Genomic DNA, 17,515 nt, shown 5'->3' with positions numbered 1-17,515 from the left:
CTGTCCTTTACTCCCGGTCTTCGGCGGACTTGCCGCGCCGTCCGAGCAGCACCCCGCCGCCGACGAGCACCACGAGCACGACCGCGCCGATGCCGATCCACAGTCCGGTGTTGCTTCCGCCGTCGTCGGAGCTCGCGGCGGCCGCGTCGGCGGGGGTTGCGCCGTAGACGCCCCAGTAGCCGGACTGCTCGAGGATCGCGCCATCGGGCTGCGGCTGCTTGGTGAACGAGGCGAACTTGTCCGAGCGGTAGGCCTCGAGCACGTTGTCGTAGTCCAGCACGACGTCGACGTACTGGTTCGCCAGCACGGCCTGGGCCTGCTTGACGATCTCGGCGCGCTTGGCCGGGTCGAACTCGGTCAGCTGCTTCTTGTACAGCTCTTCGAACTGCGGGTCGCAGAAGAAGGTGGCCGAGGTCCCGCCGTTGCCCTGCGCGTTCGGACGGGCGGCGCAGGTGTTGAGCGACAGCGCGTAATCCGGGTCGGGCGAGGTGCCGTAACCGGAGATGGCGAGGTCGTAGTTGCCCGCGGTGGTGCGGTCGTCGAGTTCGTCGTCGGAGACGAGTTCCTGCTTGACGCCGATGCCGACGTCCTTAAGCCAACCGGAGACGAACTGGGCGGTCCGCTGGTCGAACGGGCGGTTCGCGTGGCCGGCGAGGCGGAACTCCAGTTTCGCGCCACCGGGGGCGACCCGGATGCCGTCGGCACCCTTGGTGAAGCCCGCCTGGTCGAGCGTGGCGTTCGCGGCGGCGATGTCGAACTTGGTCTTCTCCGCCTCCGACGGGCTCCAGGTGTAGGCCTTGTAGATCGCGGGCACGACACCGGTTCCGGGCTGGCCGTAGCCGCTCATCACCTTCTGGACGATCGACTCGGTGTCGATGGCCTGCGCGATCGCCTTGCGGACGCGGATGTCCTTCAGCAGCGGGTTGCCGTCACCGATCGGCTGGTCGGCGACGTTCTTCACGCCGAAGTTGATGATGAGCTCGTTGTACCGGCGGCCGGGCGCCTTGTTCGTGGTGATGTTCTTCTCGCCCTTGAGCGCGTCGAACTGCGTCGGGGTGAGCCGGTTGATGACGTCGACCTCGCCCTGCTTGAGCGCGTTCACCGCCGCTTCGGCGTCCTTGAACTGCAGCAGCTGCAGTTCGTCGACCTTGGGCGCGCCACGCCAGTAGTCCTTGTTCGCCTTAAACTTCACGAACTCGTTCTTCTTGTACTCGGTCAGCAGGTACGGGCCGCTGCCGACGCCGACGACGGCCATCTCGTCGGTCGAGGGGGCGTTGAGGTCCTTGATCGGTTCCCAGATGTGCTTGGGCACGATCGGGACGTCGAGCGCGGTCATGCTCGCCTGCGGCGTCTTCGTCTTGATGACGAGCGTCTTGTCGTCCGGCGCCGAAACCGACGCGAAGTTCGTGACGTAGCTGCCGTTCGCGGTGCGGGCGTTCTCGTCGTCGAGCATCCGCTGGAAGGTGTACGCGGGGTCCTGGGCGGTCACCGGCTTGCCGTCGGACCACTTCATCCCCTGTCGGATGGTGAAGGTCCAGGTGAGCTTGTCGTCGGAAGTCGACCATTTCTCCGCGACGCCGCCCGTCGGCTGCGTGTCCTCCGCCGAAGGCAGGGTGAGGAACTCGTAGTTGAACCGGCCGACCTGCGTCGCCGCCGACAGCGTGGCGGTGAAGGGGTTCAGGTGGTCGATGCCGGTCGTGAGCGCCACCCGCAGTACCTTGCCCTGCTGCTGCGCCGTCGCGACCGGCGCGAAAGGCACCGTCGCGACCGCCGAAGCGGCAAGAACCGCGACCACGCGGAGACCGCGTCGTCTGGGAAAACGCTCTGTGCGCACGAAGACCACCCCATCGAAATTCGCTGTGTCCCAACCCCCGAGGCGGAAAAGTAACCACATGTCGCGGTAACCGCGCAATGACTCGCCAATACCGATCGTGCACGGTGGACGTCATCGCGTGGTCGGCAGCTACTTTGCGTTCGAGCTCAGTAGCTTTGAGTCACCGGCTCGGCCCGTGAAGCGGGAACACGTGCAGTGTCCTGGGTATTCAAGGGAACCGTGCTTGCAAAAGGCTTGCGCCGGATGATGCTCAATCGATACGTGGCGACCAAGTGCGAGCAAAGCGGTTCGTCAGCCGACGGAGACCTCACGCCGCCGCGCGCCGGCCGCGGCCGCGTAGAGCCACGCGAACAACGCCCACATCCCGGCGAAGATCAGGCCGACGACGGCGTAGGCGACCGTCCACAGCACGGCGGGGGTCTCGGACTTCCGTTCCCGCTGGAGGAACTCGATCTCGGACATGAACGGACGCGAGCCGGACGCCGCGTCGATCGACGGCGCGTTCGCGGCGGGGTCGGCCGGCGCGTAGATCGGGGCAAGCCCCATCACCCGGTTCGGCACGTGCACCCGGATCCCGGTCTTCCACTGGCCGAACACCGGCAGCGGCTGCGCCGTGCGGTACACGCCCTCGCCGATCTTCTCCAGCGGCGCCGTGAAGAAGTCGCCACCCTGCCAAGCGAAGCCGTTCAACCAGACGGAATCGTCGGCCAGGTCGGGCCGGGAGATCGTGACGGTCGCGTCGACCCATCGGGGCGTACCGCCACCGTGCGGGTTCGAGATCGGCAGCCCGGTGGCGGCCTCGGTCAGCCGGACGTCGGCGGTGAAGCCCGCTTCCGGGTCCTGCGGGACGGCGACCGCCGACATCAGGACGACCGCGCCCAGCGCGCCGACGAGCCCGATCGAGTGCCGGGGCCCGGTGGCGGGCACCTGGGTCGCCGTCTCCTCCACCCGTTCGTGCTGCCAGACGCCGATGAACGCGCCCGCGAGTGCCGCGCCGGTTCCGAACAGGACGAACAACGGCAGATGGGCGGTCGGCCACGGATTCGGCATCAGCCACTGGGTGAACGCCGCCTCGGCGAGCATCCCGGCCGTCCCCACGAGCAGCCCGGCGACAACGGCGAAGGAGTATCCCTGCCTGCCACGCAGCACCAGGGCGACGACCTCGATGATCACCGCTTCGGCGACGTACGGCAGCAACGACGCCACGTGCAGGTCGGCGAACAGCGGGATGACGGTGAACGACGCACGCGAGGCCAGGAAGACCGCGACCACGATCAGCGCCCCGCCGGGGCCCCAGGACAGCCGTCCGTAGGTCAGCGTCCAGGCGCCGATCAGGCCGACGAGCACGACCTGCGACAACATCGGGAACTGCGGCACGCCGAGGTCGAACTCCATCAGGAACGCCGACGCGCCCATCATCCAGGCGCCGGCGAGCACCGGCCCGAGCAGGCGCACGATCGGTCCGGTCGCGCCGACCTGGCGGGCCTCGCCGAGCAGCAGCTGCAGACCGAGGACGACGCAGACGCCGCCGCCGATCATCAGTACGTGGGTGGGTCCCCATTCGGTGACGTCCTGGCCGAACAGGCGGTGCCAGACGTCGTCGAGCGGGAAGCCCGCGATGCCGACCAGACCGGTCGCCATCATCTGGATGGAGCCCATCGGTGCGCGCCAGTGCGGGCCGATGCGGAAGGTCCGCTTCGGCAGGTCCTTGGTCGCCAGGGTCGCGCTGAGCACGCCGCTGGCGAAGATGCCCATCAGTCCGAAGTAGATCGGGTAGTGCGACGGATTCGCGAGCGGTCCTTCGTCGCGGCCGAGTTCCATGTGGATCGGCACGTCCCAGTAGACGCCGATCAGCGCCGACATCCCGGAGAGGAAGGCGACGACCATCGGCAGTGCCGCCCAGCGTGGCAGCCCGCTGAATTCACCCATCCAGTCGGCGACGCGGCCGACGACGGTGCGCTTTCCCGCGCGCTCACGGAGGACGAAGACAGCCAAGGGAAGGAAGACCGCGGTGAACATCAGGCCCGCGATGACGATCTGCCCGAATTGCGCGCCGCCGGCAGGCGGGCTCTCCTGAGCCATGAACACCGTGCTCGCCTTCCTGCTAACCTGAGTAACTGTTACCTTGGGGTAACACGATAGGGGCAAGGTCCCGGGCAGGCAAGCCGGGGCGTACGACTTGGAGGGACCTCGATGCGGAGGATCGGCGGGATCTGCGGGATCACCGTGGCCGCGCTGCTGGCCGTGACCGGCTGTTCGGGATCGACCGGTTCCGAACCGGGCCGGGATCCGGCCCCGGACACCGGCACCCGGACCGTCGAATTCTCGATCACCGAGGGCAAACGCACGGCCGGCCCGGAAGAGGTCGCGGTGCGCACCGGCGAGAACGTCGCACTGGTGGTCACCTCCGACCAGGCGGACGAGCTGCACGTCCACGGTTACGACAAGGCCGCCCAGCTTTCCCCCGGAGTGCCGGGGACCGTCGCCTTCACCGCGAACATCGACGGGATCTTCGAGGTGGAACTGCACAAGAGCGGCGCGGCGGTGACCAGGCTCCGGGTGAGCGGATGATCCTGGCGCACGGTCTCGGCGGCCGGTCCGATCTGCCGGTCCCGCTGTGGCTCGCGCTCTACGCGGGAGCGGCGGCCGTCGTGGTCTCCTTCTTCGCGCTCACCGCGCTCTGGAAGGAACCCAAACTCCGCGGTGCCGACGCCGGCCGCGCGCTTCCCCTTGCCCTGCAACGGTTCGTCGACAGCGCGTCGCTCAGGGTGGCGTCACGAGTGCTCGGCGTGGTGCTGTTCGCGGGCTTTCTCGCGATGGCGTGGGCCGGTCCCGCCAGTTCGGCCGACAACCCCGCTCCCGCCTGGTTCTACGTCTGGTTCTGGGTCGGCCTGGTGCCGCTTTCACTGGTGTTCGGCCCGGTCTGGCAGCGACTCAATCCACTGAGGACGATCGCGTCGCTCATCCCCGTCCGGCATCGTGAACTTCCGCCCAGATGGGGTTATCTGCCCGCGATCGTCGGCCTCCTGGCGTTTCTTTGGCTGGAACTGGTCTTTCCCCACTCCGACTCACCTCGCGCGATCGCCCTGTTCGGCACCGTGTATGCCGTTATACACATCGCGTTCGGCGTGGTCTTCGGTCCGGGTTGGTTCGACCGCGGCGACGCTTTCGAGGTCTACGCGCGCCTGATCGCGGGCCTCTCCCCCTTCGGCAGGCGATCCGACGGGCGGCTCGTGCTCCGGAATCCGCTGGACGGCTTGCTCACCCTCTCCCCCGCGCCCTGGCTGACCGCTCTGGTTCTCGTGGTGCTGGGCTCGACGGCGTTCGACGGTCTGACCCGGCTCCCGTTCTGGACGTCGCTGGACGCCGGCGTTCTCGGCGGCACCGCGGGGCTCGCGGCCTGTATCGCGCTCACCTACGGCGCCTACGCGGGTGCCATCAGCCTGACCAGGCCCTATCTGCGACGCGGGTTCGACCCGTATCCCGCGTTCGCGCCGTCACTGATCCCGATCATGGTCGGGTACACGGTCGCGCACTACTTCTCGTTCGCGGTGTTCTCCGGGCAGCAGGGCTTCGGCCGGGCGATCGATTACACGATCGTCTCGACGGGCGTGATCGCGCTGGTGCAGATCGCCGGAATCGTCGCCGGGCACGTGCTGGCCGTAACCTCGGCCCATGATCGCTCCGTCGGCGTGCTGCGCGCGAACTACGTCAAGGTGGGCCAATACCCCATGCTGGCACTGATGATCGGTTACACCGCACTCGGGATCGCGCTGGTCTCCGGCTCATGACCATCGCGGCGCGGGTGATGATGATGCACCAGGGCGGCTGGGACGAGATCCTCATCTTCGTCGGCCCCGTGGTGATCATCGGGCTGCTCATCTACGTCGCGCGCAAGCAGGTCCCGACGACTCCCGAAGAGGACGACGAGTAGGCGGCTCAGTCGAGGCAGAACTCGTTGCCCTCGATGTCCTGCATCACGATGCACGATTCGTTGACACCATCGGCGAGCATCACCCGCTGGCATACCGCGCCGAGTGCGACGAGGCGATCGCGCTCCGCCTCGAGTGCGGCGAGGCGCTCGTCACCCACGAGCCCGGTGCCGGCCCGCACACAGAGGTGCACCCGGTTCTTGACGACCTTGCCTTCGGGTACGCGTTGGAAGTACAGCCGAGGGCCCACCCCGGTGGGATCACTGCAGACGAACGACGCGCCCCGCTCTTCGGGCGGCAGGGTGCGCTCGTACTCTTCCCAGGTGGCGAACCCCTCCGGGGGCGGCGGCACGACGTAACCCAAAATCTCGCACCAGAAACGCGCGACCCGCTCGGGTTCCGCGCAGTCGAAGGTGACCTGGAACTGTTTGACCGACGCCATTCGATCACCCTAGTGGCGCCCGTACTAGCCCTTGAGCAGCAGGGTACCGGCGAGCTCGGTGACCTCGTCGCGGCTGCGGCCGCCGTGGTCGGCGGCCATGAAATGCTTGCCGACGAGCAGTGAGAACGCCAGCAGGCAGCGGGCTTCGACCTCGTCTTCGTCGGTGAAGATCTCGCGCATGAGGGACCGCAGGTAGTCCATCCGCTCGTTGTCGACCCGCCTGAGCCGTTCGGCGACCTCGGGGTCGCGGCGGGACCAGTCGCGGATGGCGAGGTCGACCGCCAGGACCCGCTCGGTGATGAGCATGCCCGCCCGCCGGATCTTCGCCTTCGCGTCGCCGCCCTCGCGTTCGACGCTCGCGATCAGTTCGCCGGTGCTCGTCCGTTCCCAGCTGGCCAGCATTTCCTCGATCAGCGCGCCGCGGTCGGCGAAATGGCCGTAGAAGCCACCTTTGGTGACTCCCAGCGTCTTCGCGAGCGCCTCGACCCGGACGGCGCCGGGGCCTCCGGCGGCCAGCGCGCGCAGCCCCGCGTCGATCCACGCTTGCGGCGGTGTCCGGGTCTCTGCGGCCATGTGATCACCGTATCTCCCGTCACGCCATCACTACGACAGCGATATATACGCTACCGTATAGATGGCGGAACGCACTGGGAGGAACAACGACATGACTGTCGGCTTCGTAGCAACGCACTACCCGCACACCGACCATCACGACGCCTTCGTCTCGCGGGTCCGGCGGGTCGCCGAGGTGCTGCGCTCCACCCCGGGCTGTCTCGGCGCCGAATGCTGGGTCACCGCCGACGGCGACGCCGTGGTGTCGATCGCTCGCTGGGAATCCGAAGCGGCACAGGCCGCTTCGATGCGCGCACTGGGATCGGCCGAGGTGGACGTCGCCTTCGACGACCGCGAGGTCCGCCCTCGCGAGATCGTCCAGCTGGTGTCGGCATGAAACTCGCGAACACGGCCCACACCACACGCTCGTGGCGAATCCACGAGATCGCCGGCGACTTCGAGCTCGAAGACGTCTGGGCGCTCGGCACCCCCGGCGGTCCCGACGACTTCCCCAAGCTCGTCAAGCAGTTCTCGTCGGGGAATTTCCCGGACGGCGCCCCGGCGATCGTCCGCGCGCTGTGGTCGCTGCGGTGGAAGCTGGGCGCGCTGTTCCGGTTGGACGACCGGGACTCCGGTCTCGACACCCGGGTCGGCTCACTCCGCGACCGGCTACCGGAAGACCTCCGCGACACCCCCACCGGCCCCGACGAGGACTGGCTGCCGTTCACCCCGGTCTACCGGCTGGACGACGAATTCGCCGCGGAGATGGCGAACCGGACCATGCACGGCGTCCTGCATCTCGCGTGGATCGAGGACGGGCCGGGGCGGTATCGCGGCCAGCTGGCGGTGCTGGTCAAACCCAACGGCAGGTTCGGCCGGGCGTACATGGGGTTCATCAAGCCGTTCCGGTACCTGTTCGTCTATCCCGCGCTGATGCGCATGATCGAACGGGAGTGGAAGGCTCGCTCCTGAAGCCTCGCGAGTGGTGATGGTTCTCTTGACGGATAAGCCAAGCGTGGCGTGACCGGCTCGCCGCTCGCCGCCTGGCGGCAGGCGAGGAACTCCCGTTGAGGCGCGGGAGCAACTGTCCACAAGGGACACCTTTCGAGGACTGGGTGTCCGATTGATGACGCTGTGCGCGGTTCCGCATGGGGGTCGTGAGTGGCGATTCGGGTTAGAACCCTCATTGCCACTCACGACCCCGTCCACAACCGCACAAACAACCCGAGTCGGACAACCTTCTTCGGAAAAGAGTCCCTTGTGGACACTAGGGCCCGGCCCGGCTCCCGTCAGGCAGCCCGGTCCCGCGCCGCGGCACGCCATGTTTGCCTTACCCCTCAATAAGTTCCTTGCATTGACCCTCAAGGTGGCGAAGGAGGCCTTCGCTACTGACGACAGGCGAGGAGGCACGACCACATCCCGAAACCGCGCAAACCGCTCAAGTTGGACCGGTATCCGGAAAGGTGTCTTTTGTGGACACCCCGAGTGCCCGAACTCGCTCCAACCATCATCACCACTCACGAGGCCCGGACGCGCCGCGTGCTCCGCACCAGCGTCATGTCCTTCTCCCGCACCGGTTCGCGGCAATGCGCGCACACCGTCTCCGGCGCGAGTTCTTCCCCGCACGCATGCCGCCACACCGTCGGCGGCGGCCCATCCGTGACGTACTTGTCGCCCCACGCCATGAGATTCAGCAGCACGTGGTTCAGCGCGTGCCCCGCCTCGGTGAGCACGTACTCGTACCGCGGCGGATGCTCCTCGTAGAGCCGTTTTTCGAGGATTCCCGCCTCGACGAGTTTGCGCAGCCGCGCGGTCAGGATGTCGCGGCTCGCCCCGGTGTTGCGGACGATCTGGTCGAACCTCCGCACCCCGAAGAACACCTCGCGCAGCGCGAGCAGGCTCCAGCGTTCCCCGATCACCTCCATCGCGTTGGCGATCGAGCAGTCCCTCGGTCCTTCGGTCATGCGACCAGCGTAAACCCAGTGAGTCTTGATTTCCAACCCACTCGATGCCACAGTGAGTTGGAAATCCCAACTCTCCCTGGAGGCAGCCGTGCACGACGCGGTCATCGTGGACGCCGTCCGCACCCCGATCGGCAAGGGCAAACCGGGCGGCGCCCTGCACGAGGTCCACCCGGTCCAGTTGCTGGCCCACACCTTGCGGGCACTCGTCGAGCGCAACGGACTCGACCCGGCGCTGATCGACGACGTCATCGGCGGCGCGGTCGACCAGGTCGGCGAACAGGCCCAGAACGTCACGCGGTGGGCGGCGCTCGCCGCCGGACTGCCGGAAAGCGTGCCCGCGACCACCGTCGACCGGCAATGCGGGAGCAGCCAGCAGGCCGTCCACTTCGCCGCGCAGGGCGTGCTGGCCGGCGCCTACGACGTCGTCATCGCCTGTGGTGTCGAATCCATGAGCCGCGTCCCGATGTGGTCGAACGTGCTGCCCGGCACCGATCCCCTCGGCCCCGGCGTCGCCGAACGCTATCCGGAAGGCCTGGTACCGCAAGGGATCAGCGCCGAACTCATCGCCGCGAAATGGTCACTCAGCCGCGAGGCGATGGACGAATTCGCCGTGGAGTCGCACCGGAAGGCGGCCCGCGCGCACGAGCTCGGCCGGTTCGCGAGCCAGCTCGTGCCGATCGAGACACCGTCCGGCGTGGTCTCCACCGACGAGTCCGTCCGGCCCCGCACCGACCTCGAAACGCTCGCCAAGTTGCGCCCGGCGTTCCAGGATCCGGCCATGGCCGCGCGCTTCCCGCAGATCGACTGGTCGGTGACCGCGGGCAACAGCAGCCCGATCAACGACGGCGCCTCCGCCGTGCTCATCACCTCCGGCGAGACCGCGGCCCGGCTGGGTCTCCGGCCCCGTGCGCGCCTGCACAGTTTCGCCGTCACCGGCTCCGACCCGATGCTCATGCTCACCGGTGTCATCCCGGCGACGGAGAAGGTCCTCCGGCGCGCCGGCCTGCGCCTGGCCGACATCGACCTGTTCGAGATCAACGAGGCGTTCGCCAGCGTCGTACTGGCGTGGCAGCAGGAGACCGGGGCCGATCCGGCCAAGGTCAACGTCCACGGCGGCGCGATCGCGCTGGGCCATCCGCTCGGCGCGAGCGGCACCCGGCTGATGGGCACCCTGGTCAACGCCCTGCACCACCACGGCGCGCGCTACGGCCTGCAGGCGATGTGCGAAGGCGGCGGCCAGGCCAACGCGACCATCGTGGAGGCGCTGTGACCGACCGCCTGCCCAAGAAACTGGCGGCCCATCCGTCGGTACAGGCGGTCCTCGCCAAACCGCGCGACAAGCCGTCACCGGTGATCGACGCAGCCTGGCTCAAGGAGATCTGTCTCGCCGCGGGCGCCGACGACGCGGCCGCGGTCTCTCTGGATCATCCGGATCTGGTGGGTGAACGCGAGCACGTACTGCGCGCGCTGCCAGGCGCCAAGACCCTGGTCTCCCTCGTGGTGCGGATGAACCGCGACGACGTCCGCTCCCCCGCCCGCAGCGTCGCCAACCAGGAGTTCCACCGCACCGGCGAGATCATCAACGAGGCCGGGCACACGATCGTCCGGACGCTGCAGGACGCCGGCTACCGCGCGATCAACCCGTCGGCGACCTTCCCCATGGAGATGGACGACTATCCCGGCCGGATCTGGGTGGTCGCGCACAAGACGGTCGCCGTCGCCGCCGGACTCGGCGCGATGGGACTGCACCGCAACGTCATCCACCCGAAGTTCGGCAACTTCGTGCTCCTGGCGACGTTGCTGCTCGACGCCGAGGTGTCCACCCACGGTGAAGCCCTCGACTACAACCCCTGCCTGGAGTGCAAGCTGTGTGTCGCGGCCTGCCCGATCGGCGCGATCTCGAAGACCGGCGAGTTCGATTTCCTCGCCTGCTCGACCCACAACTACCGCGAGTTCATGAGCGGTTTCACCGACTGGGCGCAGACCGTGGCCGACAGCGAGGACGCCGCCGACTTCCGGTCGAGGGTGACCGACTCGGAGAACGTGTCGATGTGGCAGAGCCTGGCGTTCAAACCGAACTACAAGGCCGCCTACTGCATGGCCGTCTGCCCGGCGGGTGAGGACGTGCTCGGCCCCTACCTCGACGACCGTCGTGGCTTCCTCGGGACCGTGGTCAAACCACTGCAGGACAAGGTGGAGACGCTGTACGTGCGCCCGGATTCGGCGGCGAAGGCCTACGCCGAACGCCGGTTCCCGCACAAACCGGTGAAGGAGGTCGACGGCGGCTACCGGATGTCCCGGTGAGGCCCTGTCACATCCGCGGTCTCCCATCCGTCAGGGTTACGACGGACAGGGAAGAAGGATGGGGACCGTGGAAGAACACGACTGGCTGGCGCGGCGCTTCGAAGGGCACCGGACGCATCTGAGGGCGGTGGCGTACCGGATGCTCGGTTCGCTGAACGAAGCGGACGACGCCGTGCAGGAGGCCTGGTTGCGGCTCAGCCGGGACGGCGGCGAGGACGTCGACAACCTCGGCGGCTGGCTGACCACCGTCGTCGGCCGGATCTGCCTCGACATGCTGCGTTCGCGCAAGTCGCGGCACGAGGACCCGGTGGGCGCGCAGCTCCCCGACCCGATCGTCGGCCGTGAGGGCGGGATCGACCCGGAACACGAGATCCTGCTGGCGGACTCGGTCGGGCTCGCGCTCCTGGTCGTGCTCGACACACTGGACCCGGCCGAACGGCTCGCGTTCGTGCTGCACGACATGTTCGCCCTGCCGTTCGACGAGATCGCGCCGATCGTGGGCCGGTCGCCGGGCGCGACCAGGCAGCTGGCCAGCCGTGCCCGCCGCCGCCTGCAGGGTTCGCCGACCGTTCCCGACTCGGACCTGAGCCGTCAGCGGGAAGTCGTGGACGCGTTCTTCGCCGCCGCGCGGGACGGCGACTTCGACGCCCTCGTCTCCGTGCTCGACCCGGACGTCCTGCTCCGCGCGGAGGGCGGCGCGGCTCCGGCCGGCACCTCGCGTTCCGTGCGCGGGGCGGCCACGGTCGCGAGCCAGGCGCTCATGTTCCGGCAGACCGGCGTCGGCGCGATTCCGTTGCCCGTGCTGGTCAACGGCGCGGCAGGCATGCTCGTCACCAAGGACGGCGTGCCGCAGACGCTCTTCGCCTTCACCGTCGTGAACGGGAAGATCGCGGAGATCGACATCCTCGCCGACCCGGACCGGCTCGCTTCGCTCGACTTCGAGCCGCTCGGCTGAAGTGTCATGAGGGGTCCCCTTAGGACACTTTTCGTCCTAAGGGGACCCCTCATGCCGTGCGCGCTGCCGGGATCAGGAGGTCGGGAAGTCGTCCGCGGTGCGGATGCGGTCCCGGATCCAGACACCGGCGGGCTTCAGCGGAGCCGTGCCGGTGAAGGAGGAGCCCGAGCAGGTGCCCGGTTTGAACACCGCGCCCGAACGGCTGTCGTCGGAGAAGTTCCAGTTGGCCCAGCTGATCTTCTTCGACGCCAGGAAGTCCAGGTACTTCTGCGAGTTGGTGAAGTCGTTGCCGCCGTCGCCGCTCGCGGTCTGGGTGCCGAATTCGGTCACGAACAGCGGGAGCTTGCTCGCGGCGCGGGTCAACGCGTTGAAGTACTCGGTTTTGTGCGACGCCGCGTAGAAGTGGAACGTGTACATGAAGTTGGTGGCGCGCACCGGGTTGTTGACGATGTCGGTCTCGTCGCGGCCGTCGGAGATGCCGAGCGAGCCCCACCCGTGGGTGCCCACGAGCACGACGCCGTCGGAGTCCTGTGCGCGGATGACCGGGATCATCTGCTCCGCGTAGCTGCGGACGCGGTCCCAGCTGACGTTGTTGGGCTCGTTGGCGATGTCGTAGATGATGTTGGTCTTGTCCTTGTGCCGCTGGGCGATCTCGGTGAAGAACGTCTTGGCGCGGCTGAGGTTGGCGTTCGGGTCGCCTGGGGTGAGCTGGTGCCAGTCGACCAGGGCGTACATCCCGCGTTTGGTGGCTTCTTCGATGTAGGAGTGCACCATGTCGGTGAACTTCCGCGGGTTGGTCTCGTACCCGCCTTCCTGGATGTACATCGAGATCCGGAGGACGTCGGCCTTCCAGTCGTTCGCGAGCGCGTCGAGCGACGCGGTCTTCACACATTGGCTGTACCACTGGATTCCGTGGGTGCTCATGCCTCGCAGCTGGATCGGCTTGCCCGCGGAGTTGCAGAGCTGGAGGCCACAGACCTTCAGCTGTCCGTTGATCGCGGCCGGGCTGCCCGGCGGAAGTGCGGCCGCTGTCCGCGTTGCGGGTTCTCCCGCGGCCTCGGTCGCCATCGACGTGCTCGCGGCGGCGACCGGGGCCAGCAGTCCGGCGGCCAGCGCGGCCGTCACCCGGAGACGGATCTTGTCCCAACGCATTCGGCTTCTCCTCTCGCGTCGGCGGCACCGGCGTCGGCGCGCCGACGGTCAGGGCGGCGGGATTAAATAGGAAACTTTCCTTACTATCGGAAAGTAAAGGAGAGATTACCCACGGGATCGACGGACGGTCAAGACTTGACCACCGACAGTTTCAGTCCGCCGGAGGTTCACGGACCAGATCGGCGCACCCGGGCGCGGTACGCGGCGGCCTTCACCCGGTTCTGGCAGGCCAGCCCGCAGAACCGTTTGATCTGCGCCTGACTCGCGTCGATGTACACCTGATCGCACCGGGGCGCGGCGCACAGCCCCACACGATGCGAGATGTGCTCGCCGAGCACCGCGGCCACGGAGACGGCCAGACCCGCCGCCCACTGCTGGACGAGGTCGGCTTCGGGACTGTGGAAGTGCAGATGCCACGACCGATCGTCGTGCCGACGCAGATGCGGGCGCGCCCCGCTGTCGACGAGCATCCGGTTCAGCAGCCCGGCCGCGTCGTCGTGCTCGTTCCGGGACAGCGCCACGATGACCTCTCGCAGCCTCGACGCGATGTCCCGCAACCGTTCCGCCGCGAGGAGGTCGACCCGGTGGTTTCCCGGCCCGGCGCCGTCGAGCGCCTCCGTGGCGGCGCGGACCAGATCGCGGCCCTGGAGCGGAGGTTTCGGCCTGCCGTGGACGTGCTCCCCGGTCAGGGTGTTGATCAGCGCGACCGCGGTTTCCAGGTGCATCGCGTGGTGGCCGTCGAGCTTCGTCCCGTCCTGCCCGTCAGCCATCGGTCCCTCCCCCGGCATCACCGGTTCACCGGATGCCGACGGTGACGCTACCAAAGGCGAGCCCTACCACAAGGGTGGTGAAGTCATTCGGAGCAGCGGAATCCCGCGAAGGATGGCATAAGTGTCCATTGAGGACAGAGGGCGATCACCACCGCGGCGGGCCGGCGTCCACGATCTTCTGCGAGAGCTCCAGCGGATCGAGGTGCATCAGCGATTCCATCCACCACGTCATCCCCGCCTGCGCCAGCGATGGCAGATCCACCTTGATCGGCTCCTCCCACGCGGGACTCGCGTTCCCGGCGACCGCGACGTCGAACGGCCGCCCCGGTTCCAGCCCAGCCATGCCGAGCGCACGGTGGGTCTCGGCGATCTCTTCGGCCGTCGGCGTGTGATCCTCGGGGTTGGGGAAGATCCCGTCGCACAGCGCCGCCCGCCGGACGACCCGTGGATTGTCGGTGGAACTCGCCACCCAGATCGGAATCGGATACGGCTCGGGCGGCGACTCGGCCAGCGCCACCTGATAGTGCGCGCCGTCGTGGTCGAACCGCCTGCCGGACCAGATGGCACGGATGACGTCGAGACCTTCGTCGAACATCGCCGACCGGGTCAGCAGATCGGTCTGCTCGCCGAACCGGCTGAAGTCACCGGATTCGTCCGAGCCGAGACCCGTGCCGAGGATCAGCCGCCCGCCCGAAAGCCTGCTGACCGTCGACGCGTGCCGCGCGACCACCCACGGACGGCGCCGCGCGGGCGGGGTGATCATCGGCCCGAACCGCAGTCCGGTGGTGGCGTGCGCGATCGCGCCGAGCGTCGTCCACGGATCCGCGATGGGCATCGTGTCCGCGACGACGTGGTCCCACAGAAAGAAGCCGTCCCAGCCCGCCGCCTCCGCGCGGACAGCGAGGTCCACGAGCACCGCGGGCTCGCCGAACGGGCCGAACGGTGGCAAGTAGACGGCATGGCGGACCGTGCTGCCGGTCAAGTCGATCATCCCCCCAACGTCATCGTCGAAGAAGGCTACGCCGAGTGCTCGCCTCGGTGTTCACCGTCTCACTATGCGCGACACTCCCGCGCCCACCTCAGACGGCGACCGATTCGGGTGCCAGCTCGAGCCGCCTGCCCTCGAACGTCCGCCGCATCCGCCGGTCGTGGGTGACGACGACGAGCGCGCCGGTGTACCCCGCCAGCGCCTGCTCCAGCTCCTCCACCAGATCCGGGGCGAGGTGGTTGGTCGGCTCGTCGAGCAGCAACAGGTCGGTCCCGGCCGTCACCAGCCGTGCCAGCTCCAGCCTGCGGCGCTGCCCGACCGACAGGTCCCGGACCGGCCTGCGCAGATCCGGTGCCCGGAACAGGCCCAGCGACAGCAACGTCTCCGCGGCTTCTTCCTCGTCGCCGTCCGCCGCGAACGCCCGCAGCACTGTCCGCGTGTCGCCGGCGTGGCCGCCGTTCTGCCGCAGGAACCCGATCCGGCCCGCCCGTTCCGCCGACCCGGTCGACGGCGTCAGCTCACCGGCGAGTACCCGCATGAGGGTGGTCTTGCCCGCCCCGTTGGGACCGGTCACGAGCACCCGTTCACCTGGCCGCACGCACAGCGACGTCCGCGGCAACCGGCCGGCCACCGACACGTCGTCCACCTTGACCACGGGCCGACCGGCCTCCGCCGCCCCGGCGGCGATCCGCGCGGTGAACCGCAATGGCCGCGGGGGACGCGGAACCGGATCGGCTTCGAGCCGCTGGATCCGCTCGCGGGCCGCCCGGATCCGGCTCATCGCCCCGTGTGCCCGGGAACGGGCACGGAAGGCGCCTGCCCCGCTGAAGGCCGCCGGGGCCTTGCGCGGGATCGCCGAGAACCGGTCGATGTTGGCGTCCGCCAACGCTTCATGCCGGGCCTTCTCCAGCCGCCACTCCTCGTACTCCCGGACCCACCTGGCCCGCGCCGCCTCCTTCGCCGCGAGATAACCCGCGTAGCCGTCGCCGTGCCGGTGCACGGTCCGGCGGTCGGCGTCGACCTCGAGGATCGTGGTGGTGACGCGGCTGAGGAACAACCGGTCGTGGGTGATCGCGACGAGCCTGCCGCGATGCCCGCGGAGGTGGTCCTCCAACCAGGCGACGGCTTCGTCGTCGAGATCGTTGGTGGGCTCGTCCAGCAACAGCAGTTCGGGCGCAGACGCCAGCGTGGCGGCCAGCGCCAGCCTGGATCGCTGCCCGCCGGACAACGTGCCCAACGGCCGCCCGCGGTCGAGGCCCGGCTGCCCGAGTCCGTGCAGCGCCACTTCCACCCTGGCGTCGGCTTCATAGCCACCGCGGGCCTCGAACGCGGCGGTGAGATCGCCGTAGGCGGCCAGATCCTCCGCGGTTTCCAGCGACGCCTCGGCCGCCCGCAGCCGGGATTCCAGTTCCCGGATGTCGGCCAGCGCGAGGTCGATCGCCTCTCCGACCGTGGCGGTGCCGGGCAGGTCCAGCGTCTGCGGGAGATATCCGAGGCCACCTGGCGCGGTGACCGTCACCGTGCCGTTGTCCGCCTCCTCCCGACCGGCGATCAGCCTCAGCAAGGTGGATTTGCCGGAGCCGTTGTCGCCGATGACACCGGCCTTCTCCCCCGGTTTGACGGTGAAGCCGACCTCGTCCAGCACGACGTGGTCGTCGAAACGTTTGGTGACACCGGAGAGCACGAGTTGTGTTCCGGGATTTTGACACGGGGTACGCATATGGGCGTCCTCCTGGATTCTCGGAAGGAAGAAGAGCGCGCGGAAGGACGCGGCCCGGCGGAGCGAAGGCTCTACGCCAGGGCCGCGTCGAAGGCGAGAATCACAGGAAGGACAAAGTTCCCATGGCCACGACGGTAGCCGGGAAGCGCGGACGGGCAAAACGAATTAACGGCTGTGTATCGCTTCACAGAGTGGTCTGTGTCCCCCTACCGGGACAACGCCGCGCCGGTGACCGACAATCGAAACGGAGTGTTTCGTGTTCTGGAGGGAATGGAGCTGCTCGTGCACGGGTCCAGCGGTCCGATCGCCCGGTTCCGGCGACGGCTCTTTCCCGGCCGCAACTCGCTGGCGCGCGGTTCGGACCGCATCGAGGCGCTGCTCCTGAAGCTCGCCATCCTCGCCGCGCTCCTCGCCATCCCCGTCGCGGCCGCCGTCGGCTCGGCCAATCACGACAGGCAGGTGGCCGAAGCCGCCGCCGACGCGACCGGTCGCCAGGCCACCACCGCGTATCTGCTGAAGGCCGCGCCCCTCCGCATCGCCGACAGCGAGAGTGTGGGGACCGGCGAAGCCACCACCGAGGCCGCCTGGACCGACTCACGCGGAGTCCGGCACACCGGCGGCGTCCTCGCCACGCCCGGCAGCCCCGCCGGATCGCCGGTGCCGATCTGGGTCGACGCCCGCGGTGACCTCACCTCCGCCCCGAAGACCGCGTCCACGGCCGTGTTCGATTCCGTGCTCGTCGGCCTCTGGCTCTGGTTCGCGGTGGTCGCCGCGCTCGTCGTCCTCCACCGGGTCGTCCGGCTGGTACTGGACCGGCGCCGGGCCGCGGCGTGGGAGCGCGCGTGGGCGGTTCATCCACGTTCCGGTTCCTGGCCCTGATCCCGGCGGCGAGGGCAAAGCGC

18 protein-coding genes are annotated in these 17,515 nt (G+C 68.6%); 9 read left to right on the top strand and 9 right to left on the bottom strand.

Annotated features, from left to right (window positions below; genetic code table 11):
• Positions 1 to 7: 7 nt before the first annotated feature.
• A complete protein-coding gene (locus ACZ5ZX_RS11480; RefSeq protein ID WP_465502166.1) occupies positions 8 to 1,795 on the bottom strand; it encodes an ABC transporter substrate-binding protein in 1,788 nt (595 codons plus the stop codon).
• 330 nt (positions 1,796 to 2,125) lie between these two features.
• Complete coding sequence (locus ACZ5ZX_RS11475) at positions 2,126 to 3,916, bottom strand: hypothetical protein (RefSeq protein ID WP_465501903.1); 1,791 nt, start codon at positions 3,914 to 3,916, stop codon at positions 2,126 to 2,128.
• 111 nt (positions 3,917 to 4,027) lie between these two features.
• Here ACZ5ZX_RS11475 and ACZ5ZX_RS11470 point away from each other — a divergent pair, with 111 nt between their 5' ends.
• From ACZ5ZX_RS11470 to ACZ5ZX_RS11460, 3 genes are read left to right on the top strand one after another with little or no spacing between them, the layout of a single operon-like run.
• On the top strand, positions 4,028 to 4,405 hold the full coding sequence (locus ACZ5ZX_RS11470) for a cupredoxin domain-containing protein (protein WP_465501902.1): 378 nt from the start codon (positions 4,028 to 4,030) through the stop codon (positions 4,403 to 4,405).
• Complete coding sequence (locus tag ACZ5ZX_RS11465; protein WP_465501901.1) at positions 4,402 to 5,625, top strand: hypothetical protein; 1,224 nt, start codon at positions 4,402 to 4,404, stop codon at positions 5,623 to 5,625. The genes ACZ5ZX_RS11470 and ACZ5ZX_RS11465 overlap by 4 nt, the downstream gene beginning before the upstream one ends.
• Positions 5,622 to 5,768 (top strand): hypothetical protein, encoded by a 147-nt coding sequence (locus ACZ5ZX_RS11460; protein WP_162835874.1) that lies wholly within the window; start codon positions 5,622 to 5,624, stop codon positions 5,766 to 5,768. Before ACZ5ZX_RS11465 ends, ACZ5ZX_RS11460 begins: the two co-directional genes overlap by 4 nt.
• Before the next feature lie 5 nt (positions 5,769 to 5,773).
• Here ACZ5ZX_RS11460 and ACZ5ZX_RS11455 read toward each other — a convergent pair whose 3' ends face one another.
• Positions 5,774 to 6,208: a VOC family protein gene (locus tag ACZ5ZX_RS11455; protein WP_465501900.1), complete on the bottom strand. Its 435-nt coding sequence runs from the start codon at positions 6,206 to 6,208 to the stop codon at positions 5,774 to 5,776.
• 24 nt (positions 6,209 to 6,232) lie between these two features.
• Entirely contained in the window at positions 6,233 to 6,781 is a 549-nt protein-coding gene (locus ACZ5ZX_RS11450) for a TetR/AcrR family transcriptional regulator (RefSeq protein WP_465501899.1), read from the bottom strand.
• Between the two features lie 91 nt (positions 6,782 to 6,872).
• Here ACZ5ZX_RS11450 and ACZ5ZX_RS11445 point away from each other — a divergent pair, with 91 nt between their 5' ends.
• The gene (locus tag ACZ5ZX_RS11445; protein ID WP_465501898.1) at positions 6,873 to 7,157 is read left to right on the top strand and encodes an antibiotic biosynthesis monooxygenase; all 285 of its coding nucleotides are present in this window, start codon (positions 6,873 to 6,875) and stop codon (positions 7,155 to 7,157) included.
• Entirely contained in the window at positions 7,154 to 7,732 is a 579-nt protein-coding gene (locus ACZ5ZX_RS11440) for a DUF2867 domain-containing protein (RefSeq protein ID WP_465501897.1), read from the top strand. Before ACZ5ZX_RS11445 ends, ACZ5ZX_RS11440 begins: the two co-directional genes overlap by 4 nt.
• A 545-nt stretch (positions 7,733 to 8,277) precedes the next feature.
• Here ACZ5ZX_RS11440 and ACZ5ZX_RS11435 read toward each other — a convergent pair.
• Entirely contained in the window at positions 8,278 to 8,724 is a 447-nt protein-coding gene (locus ACZ5ZX_RS11435; protein ID WP_465501896.1) for a winged helix-turn-helix transcriptional regulator, read from the bottom strand.
• 88 nt (positions 8,725 to 8,812) lie between these two features.
• Between ACZ5ZX_RS11435 and ACZ5ZX_RS11430 the strand changes: the two genes are divergently transcribed.
• From ACZ5ZX_RS11430 to ACZ5ZX_RS11420, 3 genes are all read left to right on the top strand, one after another.
• Complete coding sequence (locus tag ACZ5ZX_RS11430) at positions 8,813 to 9,994, top strand: thiolase family protein (RefSeq protein WP_465501895.1); 1,182 nt, start codon at positions 8,813 to 8,815, stop codon at positions 9,992 to 9,994.
• Positions 9,991 to 11,028 carry a 4Fe-4S binding protein gene (locus tag ACZ5ZX_RS11425; protein ID WP_465501894.1) on the top strand — a complete coding sequence of 346 codons (1,038 nt, stop codon included), beginning with the start codon at positions 9,991 to 9,993 and terminating at the stop codon, positions 11,026 to 11,028. The genes ACZ5ZX_RS11430 and ACZ5ZX_RS11425 overlap by 4 nt, the downstream gene beginning before the upstream one ends.
• A gap of 67 nt (positions 11,029 to 11,095) precedes the next feature.
• Positions 11,096 to 11,983 carry a sigma-70 family RNA polymerase sigma factor gene (locus ACZ5ZX_RS11420; RefSeq protein WP_465502165.1) on the top strand — a complete coding sequence of 296 codons (888 nt, stop codon included), beginning with the start codon at positions 11,096 to 11,098 and terminating at the stop codon, positions 11,981 to 11,983.
• Between the two features lie 72 nt (positions 11,984 to 12,055).
• Here the strand turns inward: ACZ5ZX_RS11420 and ACZ5ZX_RS11415 are convergent, their stop codons facing one another.
• The 4 genes from ACZ5ZX_RS11415 to abc-f form a co-directional block, all read right to left on the bottom strand.
• Positions 12,056 to 13,135, bottom strand: a complete 1,080-nt coding sequence (locus ACZ5ZX_RS11415; protein ID WP_465501893.1) for a glycoside hydrolase family 5 protein — start codon at positions 13,133 to 13,135, stop codon at positions 12,056 to 12,058.
• A 167-nt stretch (positions 13,136 to 13,302) separates the two neighbouring features.
• Positions 13,303 to 13,905, bottom strand: coding sequence for a CGNR zinc finger domain-containing protein (locus tag ACZ5ZX_RS11410; protein ID WP_465501892.1), 603 nt, complete (start codon positions 13,903 to 13,905; stop codon positions 13,303 to 13,305).
• 145 nt (positions 13,906 to 14,050) lie between these two features.
• Positions 14,051 to 14,896, bottom strand: a complete 846-nt coding sequence (locus ACZ5ZX_RS11405; protein ID WP_465501891.1) for an LLM class flavin-dependent oxidoreductase — start codon at positions 14,894 to 14,896, stop codon at positions 14,051 to 14,053.
• A gap of 88 nt (positions 14,897 to 14,984) precedes the next feature.
• A complete protein-coding gene (abc-f, locus tag ACZ5ZX_RS11400) occupies positions 14,985 to 16,613 on the bottom strand; it encodes a ribosomal protection-like ABC-F family protein (protein WP_465501890.1) in 1,629 nt (542 codons plus the stop codon).
• A 270-nt stretch (positions 16,614 to 16,883) separates the two neighbouring features.
• On the opposite strand from abc-f, the gene ACZ5ZX_RS11395 reads away from it, so the two are divergent.
• Entirely contained in the window at positions 16,884 to 17,492 is a 609-nt protein-coding gene (locus ACZ5ZX_RS11395; protein ID WP_465501889.1) for an Rv1733c family protein, read from the top strand.
• The last annotated feature ends 23 nt before the right edge of the window (positions 17,493 to 17,515 follow it).

This window comes from Amycolatopsis sp. NPDC033938, assembly GCF_055575975.1.
Note: the sequence above shows the minus strand (reverse complement) of the source record. Positions and strands in the feature narration are given on the sequence as shown.

What these genes read in the sequence shown, in the direction of transcription:
- ACZ5ZX_RS11475 (WP_465501903.1), bottom strand. Translation starts at nt 3,916, where the DNA reads ATGGCTCAGGAGAGCCCGCCTGCCGGCGGCGCGCAATTCGGGCAGATC.
- ACZ5ZX_RS11470 (WP_465501902.1), top strand. Translation starts at nt 4,028, where the DNA reads ATGCGGAGGATCGGCGGGATCTGCGGGATCACCGTGGCCGCGCTGCTG.
- ACZ5ZX_RS11465 (WP_465501901.1), top strand. Translation starts at nt 4,402, where the DNA reads ATGATCCTGGCGCACGGTCTCGGCGGCCGGTCCGATCTGCCGGTCCCG.
- ACZ5ZX_RS11460 (WP_162835874.1), top strand. Translation starts at nt 5,622, where the DNA reads ATGACCATCGCGGCGCGGGTGATGATGATGCACCAGGGCGGCTGGGAC.
- ACZ5ZX_RS11455 (WP_465501900.1), bottom strand. Translation starts at nt 6,208, where the DNA reads ATGGCGTCGGTCAAACAGTTCCAGGTCACCTTCGACTGCGCGGAACCC.
- ACZ5ZX_RS11450 (WP_465501899.1), bottom strand. Translation starts at nt 6,781, where the DNA reads ATGGCCGCAGAGACCCGGACACCGCCGCAAGCGTGGATCGACGCGGGG.
- ACZ5ZX_RS11445 (WP_465501898.1), top strand. Translation starts at nt 6,873, where the DNA reads ATGACTGTCGGCTTCGTAGCAACGCACTACCCGCACACCGACCATCAC.
- ACZ5ZX_RS11440 (WP_465501897.1), top strand. Translation starts at nt 7,154, where the DNA reads ATGAAACTCGCGAACACGGCCCACACCACACGCTCGTGGCGAATCCAC.
- ACZ5ZX_RS11435 (WP_465501896.1), bottom strand. Translation starts at nt 8,724, where the DNA reads ATGACCGAAGGACCGAGGGACTGCTCGATCGCCAACGCGATGGAGGTG.
- ACZ5ZX_RS11415 (WP_465501893.1), bottom strand. Translation starts at nt 13,135, where the DNA reads ATGCGTTGGGACAAGATCCGTCTCCGGGTGACGGCCGCGCTGGCCGCC.
- ACZ5ZX_RS11410 (WP_465501892.1), bottom strand. Translation starts at nt 13,905, where the DNA reads ATGGCTGACGGGCAGGACGGGACGAAGCTCGACGGCCACCACGCGATG.
- ACZ5ZX_RS11405 (WP_465501891.1), bottom strand. Translation starts at nt 14,896, where the DNA reads ATGATCGACTTGACCGGCAGCACGGTCCGCCATGCCGTCTACTTGCCA.
- abc-f (WP_465501890.1), bottom strand. Translation starts at nt 16,613, where the DNA reads ATGCGTACCCCGTGTCAAAATCCCGGAACACAACTCGTGCTCTCCGGT.
- ACZ5ZX_RS11395 (WP_465501889.1), top strand. Translation starts at nt 16,884, where the DNA reads ATGGAGCTGCTCGTGCACGGGTCCAGCGGTCCGATCGCCCGGTTCCGG.